At 65.2% G+C, this 25,042-nt stretch carries 34 protein-coding genes and 3 pseudogenes; 19 read left to right on the forward strand and 18 right to left on the reverse strand.

What is annotated here, in order from left to right; all coding sequences use genetic code 11:
- Window positions 1–141 precede the first annotated feature (141 nt).
- The 3 genes and pseudogenes from BLW78_RS19660 to BLW78_RS19670 all read left to right on the forward strand — a co-directional run bounded on the left by BLW78_RS19660 (window position 142) and on the right by BLW78_RS19670 (window position 2,011).
- Window positions 142–896 (forward strand): IS5 family transposase gene (locus BLW78_RS19660; protein ID WP_210186891.1). Its coding sequence is split into 2 segments (ribosomal slippage): window positions 142–466 and window positions 466–896, totalling 756 coding nucleotides; the frame shifts between segments, so codons are not numbered across the junction.
- A gap of 16 nt (window positions 897–912) precedes the next feature.
- A pseudogene (locus BLW78_RS19665) lies at window positions 913–1,110 on the forward strand (IS3 family transposase); the annotation flags it as partial.
- A gap of 652 nt (window positions 1,111–1,762) precedes the next feature.
- Entirely contained in the window at window positions 1,763–2,011 is a 249-nt protein-coding gene (locus BLW78_RS19670; RefSeq protein ID WP_091681576.1) for a hypothetical protein, read from the forward strand.
- Between the two features lie 27 nt (window positions 2,012–2,038).
- Here the strand turns inward: BLW78_RS19670 and BLW78_RS19675 are convergent, their stop codons facing one another.
- From BLW78_RS19675 to BLW78_RS19685, 3 genes are all read right to left on the reverse strand, one after another.
- Window positions 2,039–2,428, reverse strand: a complete 390-nt coding sequence (locus BLW78_RS19675; RefSeq protein ID WP_091681578.1) for a heme utilization protein — start codon at window positions 2,426–2,428, stop codon at window positions 2,039–2,041.
- A 398-nt stretch (window positions 2,429–2,826) separates the two neighbouring features.
- Complete coding sequence (locus BLW78_RS19680) at window positions 2,827–3,465, reverse strand: hemerythrin domain-containing protein (protein ID WP_091681579.1); 639 nt, start codon at window positions 3,463–3,465, stop codon at window positions 2,827–2,829.
- Window positions 3,466–3,893: 428 nt separating this feature from the next.
- Window positions 3,894–4,505 (reverse strand): PAS domain-containing protein, encoded by a 612-nt coding sequence (locus BLW78_RS19685; RefSeq protein ID WP_348272458.1) that lies wholly within the window; start codon window positions 4,503–4,505, stop codon window positions 3,894–3,896.
- A 533-nt stretch (window positions 4,506–5,038) separates the two neighbouring features.
- Here BLW78_RS19685 and BLW78_RS31440 point away from each other — a divergent pair.
- The 3 genes from BLW78_RS31440 to BLW78_RS19695 all read left to right on the forward strand — a co-directional run bounded on the left by BLW78_RS31440 (window position 5,039) and on the right by BLW78_RS19695 (window position 6,059).
- Entirely contained in the window at window positions 5,039–5,239 is a 201-nt protein-coding gene (locus tag BLW78_RS31440; RefSeq protein ID WP_170855194.1) for a hypothetical protein, read from the forward strand.
- A gap of 72 nt (window positions 5,240–5,311) precedes the next feature.
- The gene (locus BLW78_RS31445) at window positions 5,312–5,572 is read left to right on the forward strand and encodes a hypothetical protein (RefSeq protein ID WP_170855195.1); all 261 of its coding nucleotides are present in this window, start codon (window positions 5,312–5,314) and stop codon (window positions 5,570–5,572) included.
- A 94-nt stretch (window positions 5,573–5,666) separates the two neighbouring features.
- Window positions 5,667–6,059: a hypothetical protein gene (locus tag BLW78_RS19695; RefSeq protein ID WP_091681581.1), complete on the forward strand. Its 393-nt coding sequence runs from the start codon at window positions 5,667–5,669 to the stop codon at window positions 6,057–6,059.
- A 239-nt stretch (window positions 6,060–6,298) separates the two neighbouring features.
- Here the strand turns inward: BLW78_RS19695 and BLW78_RS19700 are convergent, their stop codons facing one another.
- Together BLW78_RS19700 and BLW78_RS19705 are read right to left on the reverse strand one after the other, a co-directional pair.
- Window positions 6,299–6,559 (reverse strand): hypothetical protein, encoded by a 261-nt coding sequence (locus BLW78_RS19700; protein ID WP_091681583.1) that lies wholly within the window; start codon window positions 6,557–6,559, stop codon window positions 6,299–6,301.
- A 486-nt stretch (window positions 6,560–7,045) separates the two neighbouring features.
- The gene (locus BLW78_RS19705) at window positions 7,046–7,312 is read right to left on the reverse strand and encodes a hypothetical protein (RefSeq protein WP_091681584.1); all 267 of its coding nucleotides are present in this window, start codon (window positions 7,310–7,312) and stop codon (window positions 7,046–7,048) included.
- A 133-nt stretch (window positions 7,313–7,445) separates the two neighbouring features.
- Between BLW78_RS19705 and BLW78_RS19710 the strand changes: the two genes are divergently transcribed.
- The 5 genes and pseudogenes from BLW78_RS19710 (at window position 7,446) to BLW78_RS19730 (ending at window position 9,301) form a co-directional block, all read left to right on the forward strand.
- The gene (locus BLW78_RS19710; RefSeq protein ID WP_091681586.1) at window positions 7,446–7,679 is read left to right on the forward strand and encodes a DUF2171 domain-containing protein; all 234 of its coding nucleotides are present in this window, start codon (window positions 7,446–7,448) and stop codon (window positions 7,677–7,679) included.
- A 247-nt stretch (window positions 7,680–7,926) separates the two neighbouring features.
- On the forward strand, window positions 7,927–8,205 hold the full coding sequence (locus tag BLW78_RS19715) for a hypothetical protein (protein WP_091681588.1): 279 nt from the start codon (window positions 7,927–7,929) through the stop codon (window positions 8,203–8,205).
- On the forward strand, window positions 8,202–8,465 hold the full coding sequence (locus tag BLW78_RS19720; RefSeq protein ID WP_244526990.1) for a site-specific integrase: 264 nt from the start codon (window positions 8,202–8,204) through the stop codon (window positions 8,463–8,465). Before BLW78_RS19715 ends, BLW78_RS19720 begins: the two co-directional genes overlap by 4 nt.
- Window positions 8,466–8,480: 15 nt before the next feature.
- A pseudogene (locus BLW78_RS19725) lies at window positions 8,481–8,798 on the forward strand (transposase); the annotation flags it as partial.
- 125 nt (window positions 8,799–8,923) lie between these two features.
- Window positions 8,924–9,301, forward strand: coding sequence for a hypothetical protein (locus tag BLW78_RS19730; RefSeq protein ID WP_210186892.1), 378 nt, complete (start codon window positions 8,924–8,926; stop codon window positions 9,299–9,301).
- A gap of 41 nt (window positions 9,302–9,342) precedes the next feature.
- Here BLW78_RS19730 and BLW78_RS19735 read toward each other — a convergent pair whose 3' ends face one another.
- Window positions 9,343–9,705, reverse strand: a complete 363-nt coding sequence (locus tag BLW78_RS19735; RefSeq protein ID WP_128083247.1) for a hypothetical protein — start codon at window positions 9,703–9,705, stop codon at window positions 9,343–9,345.
- A 205-nt stretch (window positions 9,706–9,910) separates the two neighbouring features.
- On the opposite strand from BLW78_RS19735, the gene BLW78_RS19740 reads away from it, so the two are divergent.
- A complete protein-coding gene (locus BLW78_RS19740) occupies window positions 9,911–10,105 on the forward strand; it encodes a hypothetical protein (protein WP_091681589.1) in 195 nt (64 codons plus the stop codon).
- 579 nt (window positions 10,106–10,684) lie between these two features.
- Here BLW78_RS19740 and BLW78_RS19745 read toward each other — a convergent pair.
- Window positions 10,685–11,227, reverse strand: a complete 543-nt coding sequence (locus BLW78_RS19745; protein WP_091681729.1) for a hypothetical protein — start codon at window positions 11,225–11,227, stop codon at window positions 10,685–10,687.
- A gap of 293 nt (window positions 11,228–11,520) precedes the next feature.
- Window positions 11,521–11,790, reverse strand: coding sequence for a hypothetical protein (locus tag BLW78_RS31450; protein WP_170855196.1), 270 nt, complete (start codon window positions 11,788–11,790; stop codon window positions 11,521–11,523).
- Between the two features lie 11 nt (window positions 11,791–11,801).
- On the opposite strand from BLW78_RS31450, the gene BLW78_RS19750 reads away from it, so the two are divergent.
- From BLW78_RS19750 to BLW78_RS19765, 4 genes are all read left to right on the forward strand, one after another.
- Window positions 11,802–13,490, forward strand: coding sequence for a methyl-accepting chemotaxis protein (locus BLW78_RS19750; protein ID WP_091681730.1), 1,689 nt, complete (start codon window positions 11,802–11,804; stop codon window positions 13,488–13,490).
- A 175-nt stretch (window positions 13,491–13,665) separates the two neighbouring features.
- Entirely contained in the window at window positions 13,666–14,091 is a 426-nt protein-coding gene (locus BLW78_RS19755; RefSeq protein WP_091681591.1) for a hypothetical protein, read from the forward strand.
- 333 nt (window positions 14,092–14,424) lie between these two features.
- Window positions 14,425–14,652 carry a hypothetical protein gene (locus BLW78_RS19760; RefSeq protein WP_091681592.1) on the forward strand — a complete coding sequence of 76 codons (228 nt, stop codon included), beginning with the start codon at window positions 14,425–14,427 and terminating at the stop codon, window positions 14,650–14,652.
- 354 nt (window positions 14,653–15,006) lie between these two features.
- The gene (locus BLW78_RS19765) at window positions 15,007–15,534 is read left to right on the forward strand and encodes a DUF4142 domain-containing protein (RefSeq protein ID WP_091681594.1); all 528 of its coding nucleotides are present in this window, start codon (window positions 15,007–15,009) and stop codon (window positions 15,532–15,534) included.
- A gap of 226 nt (window positions 15,535–15,760) precedes the next feature.
- Here BLW78_RS19765 and BLW78_RS31455 read toward each other — a convergent pair whose 3' ends face one another.
- The 6 genes from BLW78_RS31455 to BLW78_RS19785 form a co-directional block, all read right to left on the reverse strand.
- Window positions 15,761–15,928, reverse strand: a complete 168-nt coding sequence (locus BLW78_RS31455; protein WP_170855197.1) for a hypothetical protein — start codon at window positions 15,926–15,928, stop codon at window positions 15,761–15,763.
- A gap of 97 nt (window positions 15,929–16,025) precedes the next feature.
- Window positions 16,026–16,682 (reverse strand): DUF4142 domain-containing protein, encoded by a 657-nt coding sequence (locus BLW78_RS19770; RefSeq protein WP_091681731.1) that lies wholly within the window; start codon window positions 16,680–16,682, stop codon window positions 16,026–16,028.
- A gap of 255 nt (window positions 16,683–16,937) precedes the next feature.
- Window positions 16,938–17,081, reverse strand: a complete 144-nt coding sequence (locus BLW78_RS31460) for a hypothetical protein (protein ID WP_170855198.1) — start codon at window positions 17,079–17,081, stop codon at window positions 16,938–16,940.
- 145 nt (window positions 17,082–17,226) lie between these two features.
- Window positions 17,227–17,457: a hypothetical protein gene (locus tag BLW78_RS19775; protein WP_091681733.1), complete on the reverse strand. Its 231-nt coding sequence runs from the start codon at window positions 17,455–17,457 to the stop codon at window positions 17,227–17,229.
- Between the two features lie 512 nt (window positions 17,458–17,969).
- On the reverse strand, window positions 17,970–18,302 hold the full coding sequence (locus tag BLW78_RS19780) for a hypothetical protein (RefSeq protein ID WP_139307701.1): 333 nt from the start codon (window positions 18,300–18,302) through the stop codon (window positions 17,970–17,972).
- Window positions 18,303–18,333: 31 nt separating this feature from the next.
- Window positions 18,334–18,777: a DMT family transporter gene (locus BLW78_RS19785; RefSeq protein WP_091681598.1), complete on the reverse strand. Its 444-nt coding sequence runs from the start codon at window positions 18,775–18,777 to the stop codon at window positions 18,334–18,336.
- A gap of 118 nt (window positions 18,778–18,895) precedes the next feature.
- On the opposite strand from BLW78_RS19785, the gene BLW78_RS19790 reads away from it, so the two are divergent.
- On the forward strand, window positions 18,896–19,099 hold the full coding sequence (locus tag BLW78_RS19790; protein WP_091681600.1) for a hypothetical protein: 204 nt from the start codon (window positions 18,896–18,898) through the stop codon (window positions 19,097–19,099).
- 227 nt (window positions 19,100–19,326) lie between these two features.
- On the opposite strand, the pseudogene BLW78_RS19795 reads toward BLW78_RS19790, so the two are convergent.
- Window positions 19,327–20,480, reverse strand: a pseudogene (locus tag BLW78_RS19795) (IS3 family transposase).
- An 87-nt stretch (window positions 20,481–20,567) separates the two neighbouring features.
- Here BLW78_RS19795 and BLW78_RS19800 point away from each other — a divergent pair.
- Window positions 20,568–21,839, forward strand: a complete 1,272-nt coding sequence (locus BLW78_RS19800) for a transposase (RefSeq protein WP_244526991.1) — start codon at window positions 20,568–20,570, stop codon at window positions 21,837–21,839.
- Window positions 21,840–21,888: 49 nt separating this feature from the next.
- On the opposite strand, the gene BLW78_RS19805 is transcribed toward BLW78_RS19800, so the two are convergent.
- Entirely contained in the window at window positions 21,889–22,578 is a 690-nt protein-coding gene (locus BLW78_RS19805) for a TetR/AcrR family transcriptional regulator (protein ID WP_170855199.1), read from the reverse strand.
- Between the two features lie 81 nt (window positions 22,579–22,659).
- Between BLW78_RS19805 and BLW78_RS19810 the strand changes: the two genes are divergently transcribed.
- The gene (locus BLW78_RS19810) at window positions 22,660–23,400 is read left to right on the forward strand and encodes an SDR family oxidoreductase (protein ID WP_091681602.1); all 741 of its coding nucleotides are present in this window, start codon (window positions 22,660–22,662) and stop codon (window positions 23,398–23,400) included.
- Between the two features lie 145 nt (window positions 23,401–23,545).
- Here BLW78_RS19810 and BLW78_RS19815 read toward each other — a convergent pair whose 3' ends face one another.
- Window positions 23,546–24,043 (reverse strand): lipocalin-like domain-containing protein, encoded by a 498-nt coding sequence (locus BLW78_RS19815; protein ID WP_091681605.1) that lies wholly within the window; start codon window positions 24,041–24,043, stop codon window positions 23,546–23,548.
- Between the two features lie 173 nt (window positions 24,044–24,216).
- A complete protein-coding gene (locus BLW78_RS19820; RefSeq protein WP_091681607.1) occupies window positions 24,217–24,963 on the reverse strand; it encodes a glucose 1-dehydrogenase in 747 nt (248 codons plus the stop codon).
- Window positions 24,964–25,042 lie beyond the last annotated feature (79 nt).

Consider the following 25,042-nt stretch of genomic DNA (forward strand, 5'->3'; position numbering starts at 1 on the left):
CTGCGCTGGAAACCCCAATCTCAGGAAGAAAACACGAGCAACAGCAGTTGGTTGTATGAGTTCCCTACCTAGGTCGCGAACCCATAACGGCTGGCACGGTTGAACCGCGGCGTCGTTAGCCCTCTGAGCAGGAGGGCCTTGATGGCGCGGTTTGATTTGACGGATGCGGAGTGGGCGGTGATCGAGCCGTTGTTGCCGACGGACGTGCGCGGCAAGGAGCGCGTGGATGACCGGCGGGTGCTCAACGGGATCTTCTGGCGGCTGCGCACGGGCGCGCCCTGGGCCGACATCCCGGTGCGCTACGGCCCACATACGACCTGCGGCAACCGTTTTCGGCGCTGGCGCAAGCGTGGCATCTGGGATCGGCTTCTGGACGCGGTGTCAAAGGCTTACGACGGCGACCTGCAGATGATCGACGCCACCAGCGTGCGGGTTCACCAGCATGCCGCCTGCACCCAAAAAAAGATGGCCGATCCGGTGGCATGGGTCGCTCGCGCGGCGGCCTGACGAGCAAGATCCACGCGCTGGTGGATGCCGAGGGCCGTCCGGTGGCGCTCAAGATCACCGCGGGTCAAGCGCACGATGGGCGCGCGGCGGCCGACATGCTGGGCGGTCTGGGCACGGGCCAGATCCTGCTGGGCGACCGAGCGTACGACAGCGACGCGTTACGCGCTCGGATGGCTGAGCAGGGCGCGTGGGCGAACGTCAGGCCGATGCCCAACCGCAAGAAGGTGTTGGCCTTCAGCCCGTTCCTGTACAAGTACCGCAATCTGGTCGAGCGCTTCTTCAGCAAGATCAAGCACTTCCGCGCCGTCGCCACGCGCTACGACAAGGATCCCGACAACTTCCTCGCCAGCGTCAAGCTCGCAGCCGTGCGGGTCTGGCTGCGAGCTTAATGAGTCCGCGACCTAACTGCCCGGCGAACTGGTCGCGCGGGTTGCCGCCTTCGTCGAGCCTTACAACCAAGCTCGGGCTCACGAGAGCTTGGGCAACCTCACCCCCGCCGACGTCTACTTCGGCCGCGGCGAGGCCATCCTGCAGGAGCGGGCGCGGATCAAGCGCCAGACCCTCATCGATAGCCGCTTGCGCCACCACGCGCAGGCTGCCTAACCCTTCAACCCAGAAGGACCAGAGCCTCCGCTCCTGAGCGCTTCAAGTCGTCTCAAATCATCTGACGACGGACACCACATCACGCTTTGATATGCAACTGTAGTACTAGAACGGGAGCAGAACATAGCGAGACGGGTGGCCGAGAACACCGGCATCAACCGGCCATGTGTCATGGGCAGACGCGAACAGAGCAACACCCGTTGACGGGCCGTTAACCATGCGGGGTCATGCTGCCGACAGCGATCGGTCGAGGGGCCGAGCGACGGCAGAGCAGCTCTATGGCCTACCCCCCCTGGCCTCGGTGCGGCCTCGCCGTCGCAGTCGCGCTTGCCTAGCGTGGGTCGCTATCCTCTGATCTGACGCCGTGTACGAGGGACGCCAGGTAAATGGCGGACGCGATCATGGCGCAGGCCATGACGCCAAGGGCTTGAGCTGTTGGCAAGGTCATACCGGTAACCATGCCGTCCGGTTGTAGCGAGCGTGTTGCCGGATATAGGTAGGGCGATCACGAGCTAGCGATATGGCGTGGTCAGCCCGTGATCAGATCGGCCGATGAGGCTGAGATGCAGGGCGGGCATGCGACCTAGCGCCGGATCTTTCTCACGATGTGATGTGTTCAAGCTTCGCCGCGATCCGGCGGCCAGGACGTGCCGTGTACAATCCCTTCTTCTCGTCGCTGATGCTGGCCATTGAGGCGCAGCGCGTCATCGAACTGCGTTTGGTTCGTCTGGCCTGGGGCGGTAGCGAAGGACTGGCTGAGGCTCAGTCCATGGTGATTGAGAAGGTTCACGCCGCCGGCGAGGCGATGACGACACTGATGTTCGGCGGCTCGCCCGAAACAGTCGTCGCCCGCTACCGTGAGCACGTGGCTGCGAACACGAAGCGCCTCTCCACTCCGTGAAGGCCGTGCGGCTTCATCATAAAATGCCTAGCTAGAACGCTTCGCGCTCCAGTTGCCGCTGCACTCGACCAAGCCACCAAACGTGCGCCAAGTGCCGCTGCCGCTGCCCTTCGCGGTCAGATTGCCGGCGATCGGCACCTTGTTCGAGCCCTGGGTGATCGTGGCTTGTACGGCGCCGGCCGCCGAGACACCGCCATCGATGTCGACCTCCTCCCCGGGGATCGACGCGTCGCTGTCCTTGATCTGCACCTTGTAGCTCGTGCTGGCTGAGCAGGGTCCTTCCGCAGTGGTGGCAACGATGGTCCAGGAGCCATCGAACTGGTTCGGTATCTGCACTTTTTTCGTCGCGGCATCCGCTGGGAGGAACGCGCCTGCCGTTAGCCCAGCCGCGAGGATCAGGGTCGGGGTACGTGCCACAGACTGGTCCGGAGATCGCGCCGCCGGAGACGGCTGCGCCACCGCAGAACGGATATGTCGGCTCGATAGTTTCAGCGGCTACGCAGCCCCCTCTGCGGCCGAAAGCCAAGGTGCTCAGGCGGCTCGTCGGAGAGCGCCCCTTCCACGAGCAATTCGACCTTCAGCAACCTTCTGTTAACCATAACGGCCGAGGTAGCTGTCAGCGATCGGCTGGGGGGCTGAGCGTCGGCAGAGCAGCACCGAGACCCGGATGTACGGTCTCGCGGTGCGGCCTCGTCGGCGCAGTCGCATCAAGCCCGCACCTGGAACACCAGGGCGGGCTTCTATCGTCAAATCGGGCGACGGAATGGCCTCGCTTCAGGCGAGCGGCTCATCCACCGGCATGCCCCACACCGTCTTCACCGCGGCATAGGGCGGGTCGCCCGCTGGGAAACACGCTCCCCAGCCTCGGCCGTTCTGTCAGATGTCGACCGGCCAAAGCGTCCGCCGTTCCAGACCAGATAGCCGAGGCCGGCTGCCACGCCGGCGAGCGTCGCGATAAGGGCGAACTCGCTCGACATGCCTCCCGCCACGGTGCCTCGCCGCCGCGACTGAAGCGCGTTCGTTTTGGCCCGCACGAACGCCCGTGTGGCAGCGGCAACCTCCTCGGGCCCGAAAAGCATCTGGGCTGCGGGGATCAACTCATGCACGTGGCGATGCAGGTGCTGATCCACGAGGAACGTGACATCCTCAAAGGTGTCGAGCCAGCCAGCCGAGTCCGCCCTACGGCGACGGGCGAGCTGCTGGAGTTGTCGCCTGAACTCAGCGTGGCCGCGGTTCAAGTCTTCGATCAGCGTGCGCGTCTGGCTCTCCCGGCTCAATGGGCCATACAAGCTGGCACCAAGGCCGATGGCATGCAGATCAAGCTCGTCCATGAGATCAGCCAGCATCTGCTCGCGGCTGCCGACCGCTCTGGGATCGTTGAGTGCGTATGGTATCTCACGGATCAGGCCACCAATGTTCTCATGGTCGCGCTCGATGAGTTGCCAAACGTCCATGCACGCCTTCCTTGCCGGTGGAACTACCAGCTCCGAACACCGTGCGCCCACAAAGCGTTCCTGATCGAGGTCGTACCGACCCAAGCCGCCACTTAGATGACTGCCTGAGGATGCGGCGATGGCGTGCCAGAGTACCGCTTCGGGTCCTGTGCGCAGCCGGTATGTACCCTGCGATGGGTCAACCTCCGTCGGCGGTGTTCGGCGTTGGAGGCCGAAAGGACCACCGCACCGCGGCAGGACGGGCATCGCTTCGGCGCCATCACGAAAGCGCTCTTTGCCTCAGCGACGCTGATCTGACGCCAGGCACCCTCGATCTTCGCTTCACAGGTCTGATCCTCAAGCGTCGCCATGCCCGGGGGGGGGGGCCATGGCGAGATGGCTCGCACCAGCCTGCGGCCGAGCGGACTGGCGCGACAGAATGGCAGCCCTCAGTTCATCCGCCGACGCCGTTCCCGAACCTCCTGCTGGGCGAGCCTGCGTCCGAGCGCCATTAGCAGCGTGTCCGCCCGTGCCTTCAACTCAGCGTCCTGCAACTCCACGATCGCCTGTTGGGCGGCGATAGCGTGCTCGGCCGCCCGGTCCAGCGGCCGTTCCATCGAATGGGTTTCGACTTCGCTGAACGCGTCCTCAGACATCCGCATCTGGGTTATGTCCACCAAGATGCCAGCACCGCCTACCGACCGGCCGAGATGATCAATGCTGAAGCGGCCTCGATCTAGGACCCAGCGCGTCTGGCCATCGGCCGATATCACTCGGTATTCGGCGAGATATGTGCCGCCGTCAGCGCGGCAGCGGCGGATCTGAGCGAAAACGCGCTCGCGGTCATCTGGGTGTATGCTGTCGATGAAGAGCGAGAGCAGCACACCCTGCTCAGCTTCGTCGGGATCGACATCGAACAGCAGCGCCACGAACCCATCAACACGGGCTCGATCGGTCGCCGCATTCCACTCCCACCTACCAATCACGTCGAGCGCATCGAGCGCGGCTTGAAACGCTTCAGGAGAGGTCTGTCCACTTGCGAGCTTAAGCTTTGGCACCACCGGACCCGCCTTGGTTCGTCCTAACGTGACTTAATAGACCTTTGAAGACAACCTCAAGGAGATTAAATTTAAGACTTCACTACTGTTGCGTGTATGGCACTACCAAAACGGATAGATCGTACTATTGATGCACGCTGAGGTGGCATGCACGCCCTAAGGAGGGGCCGATGGGATCGAAGGCGCGGCCTCTAGGCAAAGACACTCTGTGCGGACTGATGGCGGAAGAGTTCTCTGATCGCGCGACACGGCCTGGCTGTCTAAAGACCAAACGGCTTATCGGCCGCATCGCTGCAGGTCTCGCCGGCCGCGCTGTACAATCCGCTTGACCCCGTCGCGACAGGGCGCTGGGCTGACACCGATAAGGCCTCAAGCACCAGCCTGGATCAGAACTGCCTGGCGCTCCTGCACGCCTATAGGCGCATCCAAGATTCCAAAGAGCGGCAGCGGCTGCTGGCGCTCGTGCAAGAAGCGGCCGAGCGGACCTAGCTGCGACAAGCAGGCTATGACCTGACGGCGACCAATTCCTCTAGGACGTGATCGATCATACGGATGAGTTGCTCGGCGGTTTCAGCGACGGTGGCATCTTGCGACATTGCGATTGCGGCTTGCTGCAGCGTGCGAAACTCCTGAAGCCGCGCGACTGGATCACCTCCCCGGGCGACCGCCGACTGTACGAGGCCCTGGACCAGTTCGCGTGCCAAGCGCTCATCAAGACCCGCTGCGATTGGGTCTGAGGACGACGGAGCGGTCGTGTTCGCGCATCTTTCCGCTGCCGAGAGGAGCCGCCTGCGCCACTTCGGATGACGGTGGCCACCCACTCGTTCGACCAGACCTTCACCCTCCAGGACACCGCACGCCAGTTTGACGACCTCGCCCCGTCGGCGCGCTGTGATGCCGGCCCGCTCGGCAAGCTGCAGAGTGCTGATCGGCTCGTCGGTAAGAGCGGCGAGGATGCGGGCACGGATCGGAAGTTGTCGGCTCACGATCCCCCGAGCCCCATTCCCAAGAAAGCGGCAGACAATCATCCAACTTCGCTGCTCCAGCAACGGTTTAGCCGCTCTGATTGATTAAGGATCCCTGGAGGGATTCGCCTCAATCCATGTTGGGCAAGGTCGCTTCTGGCCGCATGGTTTAATGGCTACGCTCGCCGTAGGCCGTGGGATGGCTTCCAGTTTCGCCCCCACCATGCTCCCCGACGCCGCCGCCCTGTGGCGTAGCGCGCTCGAGGATCTGTCAGAGCACGCCTCCCCCTGCCGGTATCTCCTCCCAGCTCGATGGACCGCACTACGGGCGAACGCCGTGGTCTTCTGCGAGCAATTTGGGGCCGAGGCGCATCGGCTCGGCTGGACGGCCCCTGAGCTGTTCGCGGTGCATCCGGAGCACGGCACCCTGCGCGTGGACTACTGCGGGGTGCTCATGGTGGTGAGCGAGCCTGTCCGAGGCGTCGCAGTGCAGCGGATCTTGTTCGAGCGGCTGACTGGCTACCGGAACAAGGTCGGCCAGCAGTGGGGCATCCCGGTATGGGAGTTCGCCAAAAGGGGCGGTGGCCGATGAGGAGGGTTTCTAAGTCTCCGTTGCCCATCAAATGAAGGGTGACTGTTCGGGTTCAACCGCTACCGTGTCCGCCCAATCGAGACTCAACACCTTCCGCCCCGCCGGCAGTGCTGCGCGGGGCTTTTCTTTACCTTCGACGTGCAAAATGCCGTTGGATCCAAGCCCTTGCCCCCACTGGCGCGGATCTGGATTAGCCCGCCCGGTCCGCCGGAGCGGGCTTTTTCAAGCTGAAATGTCGATCAGTTCATCGTCTTAGGCCGATCGCCGACGAAGGGACCGATCCCAGTGGCTTCGACCGTCGCAAGGAAGGCCGCGTGTGCATCTGTGTCTGTGGCGAACGTGTCCTGCCAACGGGTGCAGCCGGAGAAATGCACCACCTCCATCCGCCAGCGATCCTGTGTGCCGGCAAGGCGGTAGATCTCGACCTCAACCTCATGTCCGTCGCGGGTGAAGAGGCCCGATAGGGGGGAAGTCTCGAAGTCGTAGTCCTCGTCGTCCACTCTCGCCGCTCCGTGCCGCTGAGCAGCGCGCCGCCCGGTCTCAACCTGGGACGGACGCGTAGAGTATGCTCGCACAATCCGGCAACCGACGCCCGCCATCTAGCCCCGCGAGCCGCGTTGCGTATCGGCTCTTATAAGTGAGGCCATCGAGACCCATGCCGCCGCAGAGCGAACCGCTACCTGCCGCTACTCGCGGCGAGAAGGCTGGCCGGCTTGCAGCGAGCGAGATGATCAAGACGGCGAGCGCCGAGACAGGAGGTCTTCAAGGCGTCATGAGCCGGCTGGGAGCAGTCGGGAACATCGTGGCCGAAGGGCATCTGAAAGCCGGAATGCCAGCGGCTGAAGTCCGAGCATGGCACATCGGCTTTCAAGCGGGGATCAGTCTTGAACTCGGGGATCACATGCGCCGCTTGCGATTGGCCACTTAATACCCCGCCCCGTGAGCAGACCGGCCGACGTGTGTGGCTAGGCTGGGGTCGGCCTCGTTCACCCCTGAACGGGGAGGCCCATGATAACGGCGGTCTTCACCATCGTGCGTCGCAGGCCGGGCGTCGTCGCCTCAACCGCCAGCAGCTTCTTGGCCTGTGGGTGCATCTCGATTGCCTTCGCCACATCGGCGGTATGGCCGGACTTGAAGGCGAACGGCTTGGCGCTCTCGTCCTTCAGGTAGGCGGCCGTCGCCGCTTCGATCTCCTCGTCCGTGATCTCGGCTTTGCGGCGCAGGTCGCCGACGTTGGGGATCTCTTTGGCCATGCCGGAGGCCTACCGCGGAGCCCCTGCCCCGTCCATGACCGGCCTCCGCGCTCACTCATTCGGGGCCAGCCAATTGAGCCGGAACATCGCCGTTTGGACTCCAGTTACGGCTGCTCAACAGGGAGTGAAACCGATGGTCGATGTCGCGCAGATCCAGGAGCATGCCGAGGTAGTTGGCTCGGACGGGAAACACGTCGGAACCGTCGATCATATCGACAAGGGCGAGATCAAGTTGACCAAGAAGGACGCGGCCGCGGGGGGCCTGCACCACTTCATCCCGGTCGATTTTGTGCAATCGATCGAGGGGGGAAAGGTTCATCTCGACCGACCAGCGGATGAGGTCATGCGCGAGTGGTCGACGTCCTGACACGTCGGCGTCAACGGCAGACTGAAGCTTCCGATGCTGACCGGACGGCCATATCATCACGGCTCGCCCGGTCTCGCGCACATCCCGACCGCGTCCGCAGGTCATTGGCCGGCGATAGTCCGATCAAAAAACCAGTGCCACGCCTCCACAAGACCACGTTACGACGTGACAGCGCGATCCCGTTGGCAGTTCCCACATCTCAAACTAAGGTCCAATAAGAGGAGATTATCGGACACCAGCAGATCCCATGCCGTCGACGCTGCCTCGCCTTCCCTTCTCACACGCCGGGCAGGAGTTCGTCGTCAAGGCGCGGCCGGTGGCGGATGGCGTCGAGGTTCGTGGCTTCTGGCATGCGCGCTCCAAGGAGCGGACGCGGTTCTTCGTCGTCGTGCCGACTGACGCTATCGAGAAAGCCAAGCGACCTGACTGGGCTGATCCGGTGCAAGCCGCGCTGAAGCTCGTTCGGAAGCAAATCGTTTCGGCGATCGACGGGGGCGAGCCGCTAGCCGAGGACCCTCAGCCTTGAGCACCGAAGTCGCCCTCCCCTCATCGACCGGGCTTCAGGCGTTCGCCGGCCGGGCGCGCGAGTATGCGGATCAGTCTCGAGCAGCGAACACGCGGCGCGCCTACGCTTCCGATGTGCGCGCCTTCGCAGCCTGGTGCGAGATGCGTGGTGAGCCGTCTCTGCCGGCAAGCCCAGCTGCTGTCCTGGCCGACCTCATCGACCACGCGACCACGTTGAAAGTTGTCACGTTACAACGTCGTCTGGCTGCCATCCGCGAGTGATCCGCCCCCAGTGAAGTGGTCCGCCCTGAGGTATGGCTTTCGGGCCAGGACGAGGACGGACAGACGGGAACGAAGCGGCACAAGCCGGAGGATGTCGTCGCCAAGCTGCGGCAGGTGGATGTGCTGGTCTCTCAAGGCCAGAGCGTCGGGGACGCGATCCGCTCGATCGGCGTGACGGAGGTGACGTACTACCGCTGGCGCAAGGAGTACGGCGGCCTGAAGAGCGACCAGGTCCGGCGCATGAAGGATCTGGAGACCGAGAACCAGCGGCTCCGGAAGGCGATTGCGGATCTCACGCTCGACAAGCTGATCCTGCAGGAGGCTGCCCGGGGAAACTGACCAACCGCTCCGGTGGTGAGAACGCCGCCAGGCTGGCGACGCCTCAGGCCTACGCCAACAGCTTCGGCGGCGGCGGTGGGGGAACCTTGCCGGCGCTGGCAGCCTCACGCGGGGGCTTGATGGGTTCGACCGCCCAGCGCGGCGGCTTCGGCTTAAACGGCATCGTCGATCGGGGCGCAGTCGTGCCGGGACAGGCTTCGGCCATGCCGGGTGTGGCCTCGCTGTCCGCTCAACCGATGGCGCTCGCGCCCAATCCGGTCGGGTTCTCCTCGGATCCGGTGGCCCAGCCCCAACAGCCGGGCAATCAGTACGCCCAGATCGGGAACGCCCTGAAAGCTGCGGCGGCAGGTAAGCAGAAGCAGGGACAGAAGGGCGGCGGGATGCAGCTCGCCCAGCCGGGGCGGCCGAGCCCCATCGGCCTGCAGCAGGCCAAGGCGATGTTCGACCCGGGCAGGTTCTACGGGGTGCTGCGCGACGCAGGGGTTCGCGGCGTCTGAGGCGTTGCCGTCGGGGTCCGAGCGTCAGATGGCCCAAGCCCTTACCGCTGTCGCCCGATCAAACCTCGCATTCTCAGGCTGTTGAGGTAGGCCCGCTGGAGAGGACACCAGAACGCGGCACCGCTCTCGCGGAGCGCCGCTGTGTCTTCGGTCTCGGCGACGTTCATGGCCTTCAGCAGCCGGTCCTGGCCGAAGCGATCGAGTGACTGCGAGAAGAGCGCGGTTCCGATCTCCTGCAGTTGGGCCTGATCGACAGCGTAGAACGGCGCGCAGTTCCGGCCGATGAGGGTCACGCGGACGATCATCCGTGCGGCTTGGTCGAGGCGAGTGGCATCTTGAGGCAGTGCAGCTTCAGGCGCCTTGGTCGGTCCAGCGACCGCATTGCAGTTCGCCAGCACGAACATGGCCAGCCCCCAGCACGCGACGGAGAGGCGGCCGCGGGCAAGCGATTGTGCGTGCACGGCCAAGCCTCTCTGTGAAGCGAGCCTCTTCTGTGGGTCGTAGGTCTGATCCTGTCGCTCGAGCATATTTTCAGGATGGCGAACGTCGCGGCGGGTGTCGAGGCGCTGGCATTGGCGCTGCCGTCATCTTGCAGCTACAGGTCTGACCATGCCCGACAAGCTCGACGCTCTCCTCGAACGCCTCAAGGCACACCAGCGCGCGCTCATCCTTGCAATGGCCGAGCATGATGGCCTGCCGGCGCAGAGCGCGATCCGCCAGGTCGCGGAGCTGGAGAACGTCATCGCGGCCGTTGAGGCGGTAGCGGCCGAGGAGGCAGAGCAGACCCGCCCTACGCCCCGATGAACCCGCGAGCGATCCACCCGACGGCCCATGCCGCAGCGTATAATGCCACTGCTACGGCGAGGGCCAACCCAGCTGGCGTATAGTCGGGCCGGCGGCCGAATACCTCTGCCTCGGTGTATTGATCCCGGTAGAGGTCCCAGGGCCCGCGATCCGTTGCACCCGGGGCAGGCTGCAGACACCTCGGTCGACCGCCACGCTCGGGGATCAGATCGTCGAACATCCCGACGCACAGCGGCAAAGGGCGGCTATCGCGCCACGCGGCAAAGCCGAGCCACAGCCCAAGGCAAAGGGGGAGGATCGCCAGTGCCACACCGATCCGGTGAAAGCCCCGGCCGATCTGAGACGGTGCCATGCCTGATCAGTCCGGTAACGTGATGCACACCTGCGCGATCGCCGCGATGGATGCCGCGCTTGCAGCAAGCGCGTTCATGGTCGATTGGAACCACGGCACGGTGCTGTCAGTCCTCTGCCGAAGCAAGCGCCGCACGCTCGGTCATTGCCCAACTGCCGATACCGCCCAGCACCCGGCTGAGATGATGCCGCAGAAGCAGGCGACGAGCTTGGTGGCGTGGAGCAGTATCATGGACCGACCTGAGCTACCGATGGAGCTTCCTCAATCGGATCCGTCAGTTCGTGAAACTCGGCCTCAAGCACACCCATCGTGTGCTCAATGGCCTCTTTCAGATTGATGGCGCTGAACTTATCCCAAAGGACCGTGACACCGCCGACCTCGTCGCCGATGTAGCTCGCATCGCATTCCAGTTCGCCGACGAAGCCAGGTGCAACGATGTCGTAGTCCTTTGAGCCGAAGCCGGGATTGAGCTTCGCACGCGTCAGCCGCGCATGCTTGGATGCATTGGCGAAGGCTTGAACAGTGGCATAGCCAAATGTGCCGGTCCCGGGGACGAGTCCCTGCCCGAGGTGGCTCTTGGCATCGTTGAACCGAGTGATCTCCCGCTCGGCCTTCTTCCCGTCCGCGTTCCGGTTCTGAAATACGTGATCAACCGTGTGCAGCAGTGCCATGCAGGCCAACATGCCGCGGCGCGGGTCATGGTGTTGGGCGAAAAATTCCTCGACCGTCGGGCGAACGATGAGATCGTAGTACTCGCGCGCGGGGTACACAGCGGCCTCCTGTCTGAGTCGCATCATGCCGCCGCGGTTCATCCCGCACCAGACTGCCGAAGCTGTTTCGCTCAAACGACAACGGCGCAGCAACCCGTGAGGTCACTGCGCCGCTTGATCGGGCCGTCGAGGGGGCGAATACGGCCTTGAGGACGAACTACGCCCGACGCCGCCTCCGTGAGGTGCGCCCAAGCACATCCAAAAGAATGTGGCCCGGTGGCGACAGCGATCAGCCATCACCTGTGGACGGCGCGAACTGCCCCTGATCCGTCAAGGTTCAGGAGCGAGCGTGCTCACATCGCCCCCGATCCTGCCTCGACATGTTCGCCAGCCCTCACGCCTTCGTCCTGCACCACCGCGAGCCCCTCGCCGTGCTCGTCTCCTACACCCTGTTCCTTGCGGGCGCGCTGCCATTGTTCTGGGCATTTAGCTAATCGATGGGCGAAATCGTGCAAATCTAAAGCCAACAGGCTCGCCCAGGCTATATTAAGCGTCCGATTAACCATTTTCGTCCAGATCTCGATGCCGGCAGTCCCACGAATGCTCCACTTAGCGGCTGCCATTGAGGTCGGCCGTGTCGTTCCAATCTTTATCCATTCGCAGCAAGCTGATTGCCGCCTTCGCAGTGCTGCTGTTGTTTCTCGGTGGCCTCAGCATCATAAAAATACAAAGCGCCTCGACGCTTCACCGTCTGCTTCTCGACGTAGAGACGAACTGGCTCCCAAGTGTCCGTGCCGCCAGTCAGATTGATGCTTTAACAGGTCGGTACACGACTAGTTTGCTTCGTCATATTCTGACGGAAGAGCCTCAAATGCTGACTAGTGTCGATAATGATCTCGTTGATCGGGGACAAAAGATCGGAGTCGCGACGAAAACCTACCAAGGGCTGATCAGCTCTTCGGAGGAGCGAGCACTGTACGAGACTTTTGCCCGCGAGTGGAATGCTCTTGCTGCCGCGGTCGAGCCGATCCTAGTGCTATCTCGCAAGGGTGAGAAGGCGCAGGCCCTCAGCCTCTACGAAGCCAAGGTGGTCACGCCGCGGCGGAACGCTTCGGTCGCGCTCGACAAAATCATCAAGCTCAACCAAGACGGCGCCGAGCAGGCTGCGCGCGACAGCCAAACCACCTACGCTCAGACACTCAGGGTGCTCATCGGCGCTGGCCTTGTCGCTGCGGCCCTGGCGATTGCTTTGGCATCCTTGATCATCCTGAGCATCTCGCGAGGCATCGGCTCGGTGGTGCAGCCGATGCAGGCGCTCGCCGATGGCAACCTCGCCGTCACGATCCCCCATCAAGGCCAGAAGACAGAGATCGGCACGATCGCGAGCACTGTTCAGGTGTTCAAGAACGGCCTGATCCGCATGAAGGCGCTGGAAGACGAAACCGCGCAGGCGCGCCTGGCCGCCGAGGAGCAGCGCAAGGCCGGCATGCGGCAGATGGCCGATGGTTTCGAGGCCGCGGTCGGCGGGATCATCGGCATGGTGTCGTCTTCTGCGACCGAGTTGCAGGCCACCGCTCAGACGATGACTGCCACGGCGACAGAGACCGCCAGCCAATCCACCACCGTAGCGGCCGCGGCCGAGGAAGCCGCCTCCAACGTCAGTACTGTTGCAGCGGCAGCCGAGGAGCTGGGCACGTCGGTGCAGGAGATTGGCCGGCAGGTTGCCGGCTCAGCCGAACTGGCGCAGTGTGCCGTGCATGAGGCCGACCAAACTGGCTCTCTTGTGCAGGAACTCAGCGCCGCCGTGTCCCGGATCGGCGACGTCGTCGGGCTGATCTCGAGTATCGCAGGGCAGACCAATCTCCTCGCCCTCAACGCCACGATCGAGGCGGCCCGCGCGGGCGCTTCCGGTCGGGGGTTCGCGGTCGTGGCCTCCGAGGTGAAGGCGCTGGCGGAGCAGACCGCCAAGGCCACGCAGGAGATCTCGGGGCAAATCGCGCAGATCCAGGCCTCGACCGGGCAGGCGGTCACGTCGATTGCCGGGATCACCGGGCGGATCCGCGAGATCAGCGGCGTAGCGACCTCGATCGCGGCGGCGGTCGAGCAGCAGGGCGCGGCGACCCAGGAGATCGTGCGCAACGTCGCTCAGGCGGCCATGGGCACCGGCGAGGTGACGAGCAACATCTCAGGTGTCGCTGGCGCGGCCGAGGAGACAGGTGCAGCGGCCAGCCAAGTGCTGGGTGCGGCCTCCGAGCTGTCGCGTCAGTCCGAGCACCTCTCGGCTGAGGTCAAGCGGTTCCTCGCTACCGTTCGGGCGGCCTGAGTAGCGGGCAGTTCGTCAAGTCAGCCATCGAAGGCGCTACCGTCGGAGGCCCGTCCCCTTGCACCTGCTGGGGGGCGGGCCTTCTGCATTTAGCAGCACAACGTCGGGCCGACACCAAGCTCACAAGGCAAAACCGCTACGCTTTCTTCACGCCGAGTGGCAGAGTGCCGCCACCATGCCGATCCGGCCAGAACACCGCTTCTTCTACCCGATCGACTGGGCGCAGCTTTCGGCCGTGATCCGATTCGGCCGGGCCAAGGGCTGCTGCGAGGGCTGCGGCCGTCCGCACGGGCGGATGGTCTACCACCTCGGCGACGGCCGCTGGTGGGACGCGGATGCCGGCCGGTGGCGCGATGGCTGGGGCCGTCGGATCCGGATCGCTGAGGAAGCTGACATCCTCGGCTATGCCCGTCGGACCCGGGTAGTCCTGGCCGCCGCACATCGGGACCACGACACCTCGAACAACGCGGATGCCAACCTCGCGGCCTTCTGTCAGCGATGCCACATGATCCACGACCGGCCGGAGCATCGGCGGCGGCGCTGGCGCACCCTGTTTCGGCGGAAGGCGCTCGGCGACCTGTTCGGTGGACCCTACGCGTAGAGCACCATCGGCCGCGCCGTGATCACCGGTGCGGCAGAGTAAACGAACGGTTCACCAAGTCAGCGCAATTGCTCGGATCGCCTCGATCCTTCCGCGATGTGACGACGTTCTACCGGCACACCCACCGGAGACACGCAGTCATGCTGATCCTCAATCCGCTTACCGGACAGATGGTCGAGGTTCGTGTTCCCCGGCCGGGACCCAGGACCGCCTGACCCTCCTGGCAATGTGGACCCGCGCATAGCCATCTCCCGGACAACAAGCGCCTGACCCGGTACCAGTAACCTCAGCCCCGCGGCATAAGCCCCGCCCGCCACGAACCCCAGCGAACCGATGACGCTGTCCGACCTCGACAAGCCCGCCGAACTCACTGTGTGGCCTGGCCATGCGCCTGCTCACGTCGCCGACACTCGTAGCTTCTCGACCCTGCGCGCGGCGCTGGCTGCAGCAGCCGAGGCGATCGACGCGGAGGATACGAAGCCCTGGATCATCACCGAGAGTGGCGACATCCTGGCGCCCAACTGGATCCGGGCCAACACCGGATCGCGACGCCTACAATAACAGGCCGTGGGCCGGCGCTCCGCGGTCTCCAGTCCCGCCGCACCACGCCGACCCTCACGCAACTGCCCGGCCAAGACTTCACGGGCGAGACCTAGGGAACGGGCCTAGGAACGCCTGTCGTCACGTGCTCGCCCGCCGCATGCCGTGCGGTGTCGCGAACACCTCGGGCACATCAGCAGGGGGAAGCTTTGCTGTAGCAGGTGTGTGCGCTGTCGTCGCCTACTACAACTAGGCTAAGCCTTGGGGATCGAAACGTAGGCCAAGGACCAACGGCTACGGGCAGAGCACCGAATGCCCCGTGCGGAACAGCATCGGCGCTACGCGGTTTCCTGAAACAAATCAGGAGGAACCGTCATGAAGAAGCTCGCCATTGTAGCTGTGTGCCTAACTTTCACCGGCCCAGCGCTCGCCGAAAGTGTGTCCGAGAAAACTGGCCTAAACTCGCTAGTCGGCGTCAGTCCGAATACGCAGGACTTTGTCACCCAAGCTGCCATCAGCGATATGTTTGAAATTCAGACGAGCAAGCTTGCTCAAGAAAAGAAAGACACCAAGGCAAACGAATTTGCTAACAAGATGATCGCTGACCATACGACCTCGAGTGACGCCATTAAAGCCATGGTTCAAAGTGGTAAGGTGAAGGCAGATATTCCAGGATCTCTCGACAGCAAGCACCAGAGCATGCTTGATAAACTCAAGGGTCTGAACGGCGACGATTTCGAGAAGCAGTACCGCTCCGATCAAATTTCTGGCCACAAGGACACGGTCGACTTGTACAAGCGCTATGCCAAGAGCGGTGATAACGCGGACCTGAAGGCGTTTGCAGAGAAGACGCTGCCGATCGTTGAGCACCATCAGAAGATGGCCGAGGATCTCGCCAAGTAAGGCCCACGGGCCCGGGTAACCCCACCGAGTGGTGTGCGGTGGGGAACAGCTTGGTGTCTCGTCAGCGGGCTCATTGTTGCCAAAGAACAGTGAGCCCGTTGCCGGGCTGAGCATCTGCGCCCGATACGCAGATAGGCCAGTCGCGCACGGTCTCGCGCGGGGGCAAGGTCTACTCGATGAATACCGGCCGGATCGGCCGGCAGCAGCCCGAACCCGCGCCTGCCGATCAGCCGCCTCCGATGCCGGTCGTGACCTTGCCGGTGCCCTTGCATTCCGGACAGCGCTCGCCATTGAGCTTGCCCGTGCCGCTGCAGGCCGGGCAGAGGTTCTCGCCGGTTCCAGGCGTTCCCGGGGGTGCTTCGTCGCCGGGTTTTGTGGGGTCTGTATCGTCCATCGGTTCCTCCCTTTATGGGAAGAAACCGAGGATCTCAGCCGCCGTTCCTGCCCCCGTCTTCGCAAGAGCCAATCACTTCCCGCGATGACCCGCCCTGTTAGCCAGCTGTCCGGCCCTGCATCCGCGACAGCTGCGAGATGTGCAGGTTGATCAGCGGCAGCGCGCCCCGGGCGATACGGCGCAGGCCAGGATCCTCGCCGGACTGGGCGTACGAGCCATGGATAGCAAGCGCCTCCTGGTGATCCTGCAGCGAGTTGGCCACGAAAGTGGCATCGTACTGCGGTCCCGGCGGCATCGCGGTCAACTGGGACAGGATCTGCGCCTTCTGAGCGTCCGTCGTCATGCCGCTGGGCGGCGGTGCAATACCGAGCGCGCCGCCCGCCACGCCAGCAGCCGTGCCAACTGCAGCCCCGGCAACGGCCACCGGCGCAGCAACGAGGCCGCCAATCAAGCCGCCGGATCCAGCCGGCACAGCTGCCATTGGAGCGCCACCGGTGTAGGGGCCGAGTTTGCGGGAGAGATTGACCTGCTCAATCACCTCGGCCCGGGAGAATTTCTTGACCATCGGGCTCGTGGTCTTCTCGTGGGCGTCGCGGGCGGTGTTCTCAAGGAACATGCCGCCGGTGGTCGCCATCTGAAGATAGACGCTCGACGGGATCGCACCGGCCGGTGTGACCTGGGCGACAGCGGTGCGGGTGATCGCCAGGGCCGCTGTGGCGCCCAGCATCGTGGTGAGGACTTCGCGACGGTGCATCATGAGACGACTCCGGGTCGTGAGAGAGGACACCGAGGCGCCAAACGTCGCTGTGGTGCCATCCCGCGAACCAGACGGCCCAGTCCCGGTATCCCGGCGTTGGAGCGGCTGGGACAAACCGCCACGCGGATCCAAACGTGCCGTGGACCGGCCGCTCGGCCCCGCCCCGATCTGCTCACGGGGCGGGGGAGCGTCCGATCTCACCAGCGTAGGCCGATACGCAACGCAGCCTGACTAGATGATGCCCAGATCCGATCAGCGAGCCGTCATCCGGGCAGGCTTGGAGCTGTACTGGAATAGGCCACGCAGGAGCCGGAAGGGCAGCCGCACTAGCTTGTAGAGAGCATGGGCGGCCATAACGGCGAGGACAGCGAGAAGCGCCAGGATGGTGTTCAGCATGCGGTGCGCCCTCTGACGGAGAGAAATCAGCGGTCCACCACCGCCGGTGGGCCCAAGAGGCGCGCCGAACACGGCGAGATCGTGAAGCACACCTGCAGTTCACAGGCCGGGCAGCTATTGAGGCTGTGCCGGCCGTCCTACACCGTTAGCGAGCGAGGGCGTCGGCGGGGCCACCGGCATGCTGACCCGAGTAGCGATAGGCCGGGGCAGGCCGGAAGTGGGTCACCGAGATCTCCGGCAGGACCACCGAAGCATTGCTGGCGTAGCCCGAGTACGCTGAAGCCGGATAGGGGCTGTGCTTGCTGTCGATGCCCTGGGCCAGGGCGGGCGTAGCAACAGCAACCAAGGCGGCAGCGGCGAGCAGATGCAGCTTCATGACAATCTCCATGCGGGTTCGTTTGACTTCACGGGGAAGCCATCCGGTCAGTCGGGTCGCGTGAGGAAGATCGTCGGTTCGGCGGTCTTGATTGCGGCGGCTGTGCTTGGCCGGCTGTGACCTCTCAACGGCATACCCTGCCAATCGTTCGCCAGGTTCTGTGCGCCGCGACACATCCCGGGGCATCGGCTAGCTACTGGCGCTATTCAGCGCCCTCGGATGCGAAGGCGAGGCTGAGAACCTCGCTTCGCCATCAAGCGCAGTCTTGACCGGCTATTTCATCGATCGCTTGAATTTCCTGGGCCCATTCCTCGTAGAGTTCGAGGCAGATAATAAAAATTCCGCACGAGATCGCGATGATTACAGCCGACCAAAAAATCGTATCCAGCATGATTGCCTGCCGATATTTCACCTCCTAACCAATTCTTATGGGTCATGGTTAACAATCGATTAAAGTGCTTGATCCACGCAGCTCGATTTTGACGCCGCGGCCGCTGGTGAGCTGTGCTGGTTCAGCCCGGCGGGTCCTTAATCGCGGTATCGGGCTGCATGACTTCGAGAAGCCGGAGCATCTGATCGATGTGGCCCAGCCCGTGGATCGCGTCGACAAACAGGTCAGCGTTGATCCGGTCGATCTGTGCGTTCCCGCTGGACGGGCGTGATTGAAGGTCGTCGATCACTGCCACTAGCTCAGACCGCTTCGCCTGGATGCTTCCCAGCAGCAGACTGATCCTCGCGGCCGTGAGGGTTGTCGCTCCGCCGCCAGCCAGCATCTCCGCGGCTGTGGCGTCGAGGCTTTGGAGCGCGGATCCCTTCAACGGCAGAGGTACAACCGATGCAGTCATTTGTTCGCCCTAGCTTGAGCGGCATGTGCGGTCAGAACAGGGCGACCAACGCCACGCCGGCGACCATCAGGACAGCTCCGAGTATCCGCCAGAGGCTTGCCGGATGCACAGGAAAGCCGACCCAGCCGTAGTTGTCGAGGACGAGGGAGGCGGCGACGCCCACGGTCACGATGATGCCCAGGAACGAGGCGGCGCCGATGGCCGGCGAGGCGTAGAGCTGCGCAAGGATCAGCAGCACGCTGAACAGGCCGCCGAGCCACGCCCACCAGGGCACCTGAGTCAGTTGCTGTCCGGTCGGTACCTCAAGCTTGCCGATGGCGAGGCCTCCCAGCAGCAGCGCGACCGTACTCACAAGCAGGGTAATCAGCCCCGCCGTGACAGGGAGGCCGAGCGACTTGGATAGGGTCGCGTTTTGCCCGGGCTGGATCGCGTTCGCGACGCCGGCGAGGATGGTGAGACCGTAGAGGAAAGGCATGCTGGGCTAGCACGCGAGCACGTAGCTAAGGTCCGCAGGAAGGCGAAGACGCGGGCTTCTGCCGCAGTACCGATACGGTGCCGCTCAGGGTTAGTCGGGAGCCAACCCAGGAGACAGCATGGCGGACAAGGCTGACGTGACGACCTACACGGTGAAGCAGGCGCTGGCTGCGAAGGTCGGCGATCACATCGAGATCGCGATCGAGGCCCAGGATGGCACTAAGCTGAAGCTCAAGGCGACAGCCGACCAGCTCGACGCCCTGGTGGGCGACCTAGAGACGATCCTGGACGGTGACGACGCGGAGGTGGAGGCGGCCGAATAGCGATCTGCGGCCGTCTGAACCGTCGGAGAGGATGCCACTCCGCAATCTCGGAGTGGCGTCACTGGGAATGCCGGCCCCTCAGAGTGGATCCTGTTATAGGTCAGCGTACTCGCATCGATGGGCGGCGATCTGGCCCTGCAGTTCCAAAATTCGGATGCGATTGTTGCGGACGACGCCGCGCATAGCCACTGACCTGGCCGGTATTTTGGCCCGGGCCGAGTGGGAGGCTACTGCATGGTAGCGGCCATGGGTAGCCGGAAGGCCAGATCTGGGAAGCTGACAGGCGCAGGTGGCCGATAGCCAAGCGACGAGTGCGGTCGGACGCGGTTGTAGGTGGATTGCCACAGACCAATCACGATCTGCGCCTCCAGCGAGTCGAAGATCTCTCGGCGTAGGCACTCGTCGCGCAGCTTGCCGTTGAAGCTCTCACAGTACCCGTTCTCCCACGGCGATCCCGGTGCGATGTACTGGATCTGCGAGCCAGCTTTGGCGACCCATTTGTGCAGCGCCTTCGAGATCATCTCAGGGCGATTGTCGCAGCGGATGTGCTCCGGGATGCCGTGCAGGCACATGGCGTCGGCCAGTGCCTCGATCACACCGAAGCTGTTGATCCGCCGCGCCACCTTCAGCGCGAGGCACGCCCGGCTGTGCTCGTCGATCAGCGTCAGGATGCGCAAGGTTCGGCCGTCGTGCGTCTGGGCCTGCACGAAGTCGAAGCTCCAGACGCGGTTGCGGCGGAGCGGGCGCAGCCGTTTGCCCGAGCCGTCGTTCAGCCAAAGCCGGCTGCGCGGCCGATGCTTCTGCGGGACCTTCAGCCCCTCGCGACGCCAGATGCCCTCATCCTGAGGTTCTCGAAGGATGAACCCGGTCCTTGCCCACCTGCCACCCTGCCGCCGCGCGGTGACGCGGCGACAGCCATAGCGCCCGTACTCGGACGCCAGGGCGATGATGGCGCGGGTCAGCTCATCCTCGTCCGCCATCAAGGTCGGCACGTAGCGTTGCGTGCCGCGGTGCTGACCGACGATCCGGCAGGCGTGACGTTCGGAAGAGACCGTACTTCTCCCGGATCCCGTCCACCGCCAGCCGGCGTCGCTCGAGGACTACAAGTTTCCAGAGGCGACGTCCGCCAGCACCTGATTCTCCAAGGATAGATCGGCTACCAGACGCCGCAGCCGTGCGTTCTCGCGCTCCAGGCTCTTCATCTTCCTGGCCTGATCGACTTGGAGACCGCCGTACTCCTTGCGCCAGCGATAATAGCTCTGCTCGGAGATCTCCGCCTCCTTGCACGCCAACGCCAAGCTCTTGCCCTGGGTCGTCTGCACCTCGATCTAGCGCAGCTTCAGCACACCTGCTCCGCACTCGTCTTCTGACCTCGCCGCACGTCCAACTCCCTCGGTCCCAACTGATCCTCTCAATCAGCCCGGTCCAAAGCCAGCCGGTCAGGTCACTCTGCCGCGAGCGCGGCCTCTTGGCCAAGCTTGGCCGCCAGCACACAGACGCGACTCACGTCCTCGGTGCGGTCCGCAGCCTCAACCGCCTCGGCTGCGCCATCGAGACCTTGCAGGCCGCCCTGAACGCCCTGGCTGTCGTCGCGCCGGACTGGCTACGGGCCCATACGGATCCGAACTGGATCGAGCGCTACGGCTGCTCCATCAACGACTTCCATATCCCGCAGGGCGAGACGGCGCGCCGCGCCTGCGCGGAGGCGATCGGTGACGACGGGCACCGGCTGCTTGCAGCCGTCGACACCAAGGCTGCACCGGGCTGGCTGCGCAACGTCCCCGCCATGGTGGTCCTTCGCCGCGTCTGGCTGCAGAACTTCCAAGTCGCCGAACCACCGACCGAAGGCTCGCAGGGAGACGGGCGGATCCGCTGGCGGACGGAGGCCGAGGGCATCCCAGCGGCCCTGGTGATGGTCGCATCGCCCTACGATCCGGACGTGCACTACGCCAAGAAGCGCGCGACCACGTGGATCGGTGACACCGTCCACCTGACCGAGACCTGCGACGACGCCCAGCCACTGCTGATCGTCCACGTCGCGACGACAGCGGCCCCGATCGTGGACCGGGCGGTGCTCGACCCGTTGCACGCGGCGCTGGCGACGAAGGACTTGCTGCCGGCACGCCATCTCGTCGACGCCGCCTATATCGACGCCGACGGTCTCGTGGCCGCCGCGCGTGATCACGACGTCGTCCTGACCGGACCGGTGTCGAAGGACAACCAGTGGCAAGCGCGTACCGAGGGCGCCTTCACCATCGAAGCCTTCCACCTCGATTGGGATCGGAAGATTGCGACCTACCCGGCGGGACATGACTGTCGGAGTTGGCATCCCAATCACAACCTCGGTCGCACGGTCATACGGATTCGGTTCGCGGCACAGCACTGCCGAGCCTGCAGCCTGAAGCCTCGCTGCACCCGCTCGCAGCGCCGTCTACTGACCCCGCGCTCGCGTGAGGAACAGGATGCGCTCGTCGCGGCACAGGCGCGAGAGACCTCGTCGGCCTTCGCAGTTGACCGGCGACGGCGCGCTGGCATCGAAGGCACGCTCTCACGCGGCGTACGGACGATGGGCCTGCGTCGCAGTCGCTATCTCGGTCTGGCCAGGACGCATTTGCAGCACCTGCTGACCGCGAAGGCGATCAATCTCGGCCGCCTTGCCGCCTGGATTGGCGACACGCCCGCTGGCCGAACCCGACGCTCTGCATTCGCACGCCTCATGGCTCGGCCAACGGCCGCGTAGGAATTCGCCAGCAGTATCTTTCTCGAGGCAAGCCCAGCATCCACACACGTCATCGGAGCGTACGATCGCCCTCACCCCCGACGCGCGCGTCCCACCCCGCCATCGTCAGCTGGGCGACGGCCTCGAGCTCCTCCCGGGTCGCGCCGTCGCGGGCCTGGAGCGACATGCCGTTCTGCACCGTGAGCACGAAGCGGGTGAGTGCGGAGACATCGACGGCGGTGCCGATCTCGCCCGCCGCGACCGCGCGCGCGAGCCGCTCCTCGACCCGTCGGCGTCCCTGGGCGCGGGCCGCGCGCAGCAACGCGCCGAGCTCCGCCTGTCCCTCGCTGCCGGCAGCCGAGAGCGTCACCATGCAGCCGAGCGGCTCGATGCTGCCGCAGGCGCCGGTGAGCGCGGCGGCCGAATCCATCAGGAGCGCCTCGACGGCCCCGCGCGCCGATGCGGCAGCGTCGAAGTTGGCCCAGACCATCCCGCCGTACCGGTCGCCGTAGTGGCGCAGCGCCTCGGCGTAGAGCGCCTCCTTCGAGCCGAAAGCCGCGTAGAGGCTCGGCGACCCGATCCCCATGGCCGCGGTGAGATCCGAGATGGATGTCGCGGCGAAGCCGCGGCGCCAGAACAGCTGCATCGCCTGATCGAGCGCCGCCTCCCGGTCGAAGGCGCGGGGCCGGCCGCGACCGCGGGCGGGCGCCGCTTGGTCCACTGCCCGGTCCCCTGCCTGGATCGAAGCGGATTTTTGCATCAATCGTTATATAAACCGCTTGACCCGGGCCGGCAACGCATCTAGCTATTTCTGTGTCGTTCATTACAGAAAGAGGCGGACGTGAGTGAGCTGGCAGGCAAGCGCGCCCTGGTGACGGGCGCATCACGCGGCATCGGTGCGGCCATCGCCCTGGCGCTCGCGGACCGGGGCGCGGACGTCGCCATCACGTACGAGCGGTCCGCCGAGCGGGCGGCCGAGATCGTCCGCGCCATCGAGGCGAAGGGCCGCCGCGGGCGCGCCATCCAGGCCGACAGCGCCGACGCCGCGGCGGTGAAGCGCTCGGTCGACGAGGCGGCCGAGAGCCTCGGCGGGCTCGACATCCTCGTCAACAACGCCGGCATCGCCCGCGGCGGCCCCGTCGCGGAGATGAGCCTCGCCGACATCGACGCCATCCTGGACGTCAACGTCCGCTCAGTCGTGCTGGCGTCGCAGGCGGCCATCCCGCACCTGAAGGAGGGCGGCCGGATCATCTCCATCGGCTCCTGTCTCGGGGAGCGGGTCCCGTTCCCCGGGGTGACGGTCTACTCCATGTCGAAATCCGCCCTGCTCTCGTTCACGCGGGGCCTGGCGCGCGAACTCGGGCCGCGCGCGGTCACGGTGAACCTCGTGCAGCCGGGATCGACCGACACCGACATGAACCCGTCCGACGGGGCGCAGGCGGACATGCAGCGGGCGATGACCGCCCTCGGCCATTACGGGACGCCGGACGATATCGCGGCCGCGGTGGCCTTCCTGGCGAGCCCGGGCGCGCGCCAGATCACCGGCACCACCCTCACGGTCGACGGCGGCGCGAACGCGTGAACCTCCGCGGCGGACCGACGGACGCGGGCTCCGTCGCGTCGATCCGCCGATGGCCGCCCCGCCCCCGGTCGGGGCGGCCCTCATGCGCGGGCCACCTGCGCGGCCCTCCCGGGCCGAAGCCCCGGGTCGCGCGCACGGCTTCGGCTCAGCGGACGCGCTCCCACGTGATGGCGATCCGCGTGCCGTCCGGGCGCCGGAAGCTCTCGCTCAGCCGGTCCCCCTCGACGGTCAGGCGAAGCTGCTCGGTCGTGCGCACGTCGCCGACCCAGTTCGGGAAGGTCGAGCCCTCGACGCGGTTGCCGCTGAACGCGCCGTCGGCGTCCACCGTGTAGGTGCCGAAGAACCCGATGCTGCCGGCCATGGCCGCCCGGTTCTCCTCCGCGGTCCCCTGACCGCGCGCGCTCGAGGCGAACCGGGGAATGTCGGCGTCCGTAAGCACCTCGACGAAGTGCATGTCGCGCGTGAACACCAGCAGCCCGCTCGGGCGCGCGCCGTAGGCCGGCGCGTTGCGCCCCTCCGGATCGAGCCGCGCGGACACCATGCGCCACGTCCCCAGCACCTGGTTGGCGGGCTCGGCTCTGGCGGTCGATGCCGCCGCGAGCGCCGCCGCGAGCACGGCCAGTCCCCATCTCGATCGGATCATCCCTCCCCTCCCCTTCTGCCCGCGGCAGGCACCGCGACCGACATGGACGGCGCGGCGCTCCACCCTAGCCGCCCCCGTGGACGAAGACGCCGTCGTCTTCGCGTCGTTGTCTCCGCGACGCTGCCCCGGCACGCGGTCAGGCACCGACACGCGCGCAGGCGCAGCGCCGTGGATCAGCGGATGCCGCCGCTGGCCGTGATGTTCTCGCCGGTGAGCCAGCGCGCGTCGTCCGAGGCGAGGAAGGCCACGACGGTGGCGATGTCGTCCGGCTCGCCGGCCCGGCCGAGGGGCGTCTGCGCGACCATCCCGGCCTCCATCTCCGAGCCGGAGATCCCGGCCGCGTGCGTGCCCTCGGTCACCACGTAGCCCGGGCTGACGACGTTCACGCGGATCTTTCGCGGGGCCAGCTCGTTGGCGAGCACCTCCGATATGGCGTTCACCGCCCCCTTGGTCCCCGCGTAGACCGCCGCCGCCGGCGTGTGGACGTGCGTGATCGCCGAGGAGACGTTCACGATGCTCCCGCCCTCGCCGAGATGCTTCGCCGCCGCCCGCGTCGCCAGCAGGACGCCGAGCACGTTGACGTCGAACTGGCGGCGATAGTGTTCCTCGGTGACCTCCTCGATCGCCGCGAACTCGTAGACGCCGGAATTGTTGACCAGCACGTCGAGCCGCCCGAACGCGCGGATCGCGGCCTCAATCACATCCTGCGCCTCGGACGCTCGGGACACGTCCCCCTGGGCCGCGACGGCCCGGCCGCCGGTGGACGTGATCGCGGCCACGACGGCGTCGGCCCCTGCCCTGCTGGACGCGTAGTTCACCACCACGGCGGCGCCGTCCCGCGCCAGCGCCTTGGCGATCCCCGCACCGATGCCCTTCGATGCCCCGGTCACGACGGCGACCTTGCCCGCAAGCTTCGACATGTGTCCTATCTCCGATATGGGTCAGCCGCGGGATGGCAGCCTGAGTCCCATAGTTCGGAACTTCGGAACTAACGGAGTG

Source organism: Methylobacterium sp. 275MFSha3.1, assembly GCF_900108435.1.
Classification (GTDB): Bacteria; Pseudomonadota; Alphaproteobacteria; order Rhizobiales; family Beijerinckiaceae; genus Methylobacterium.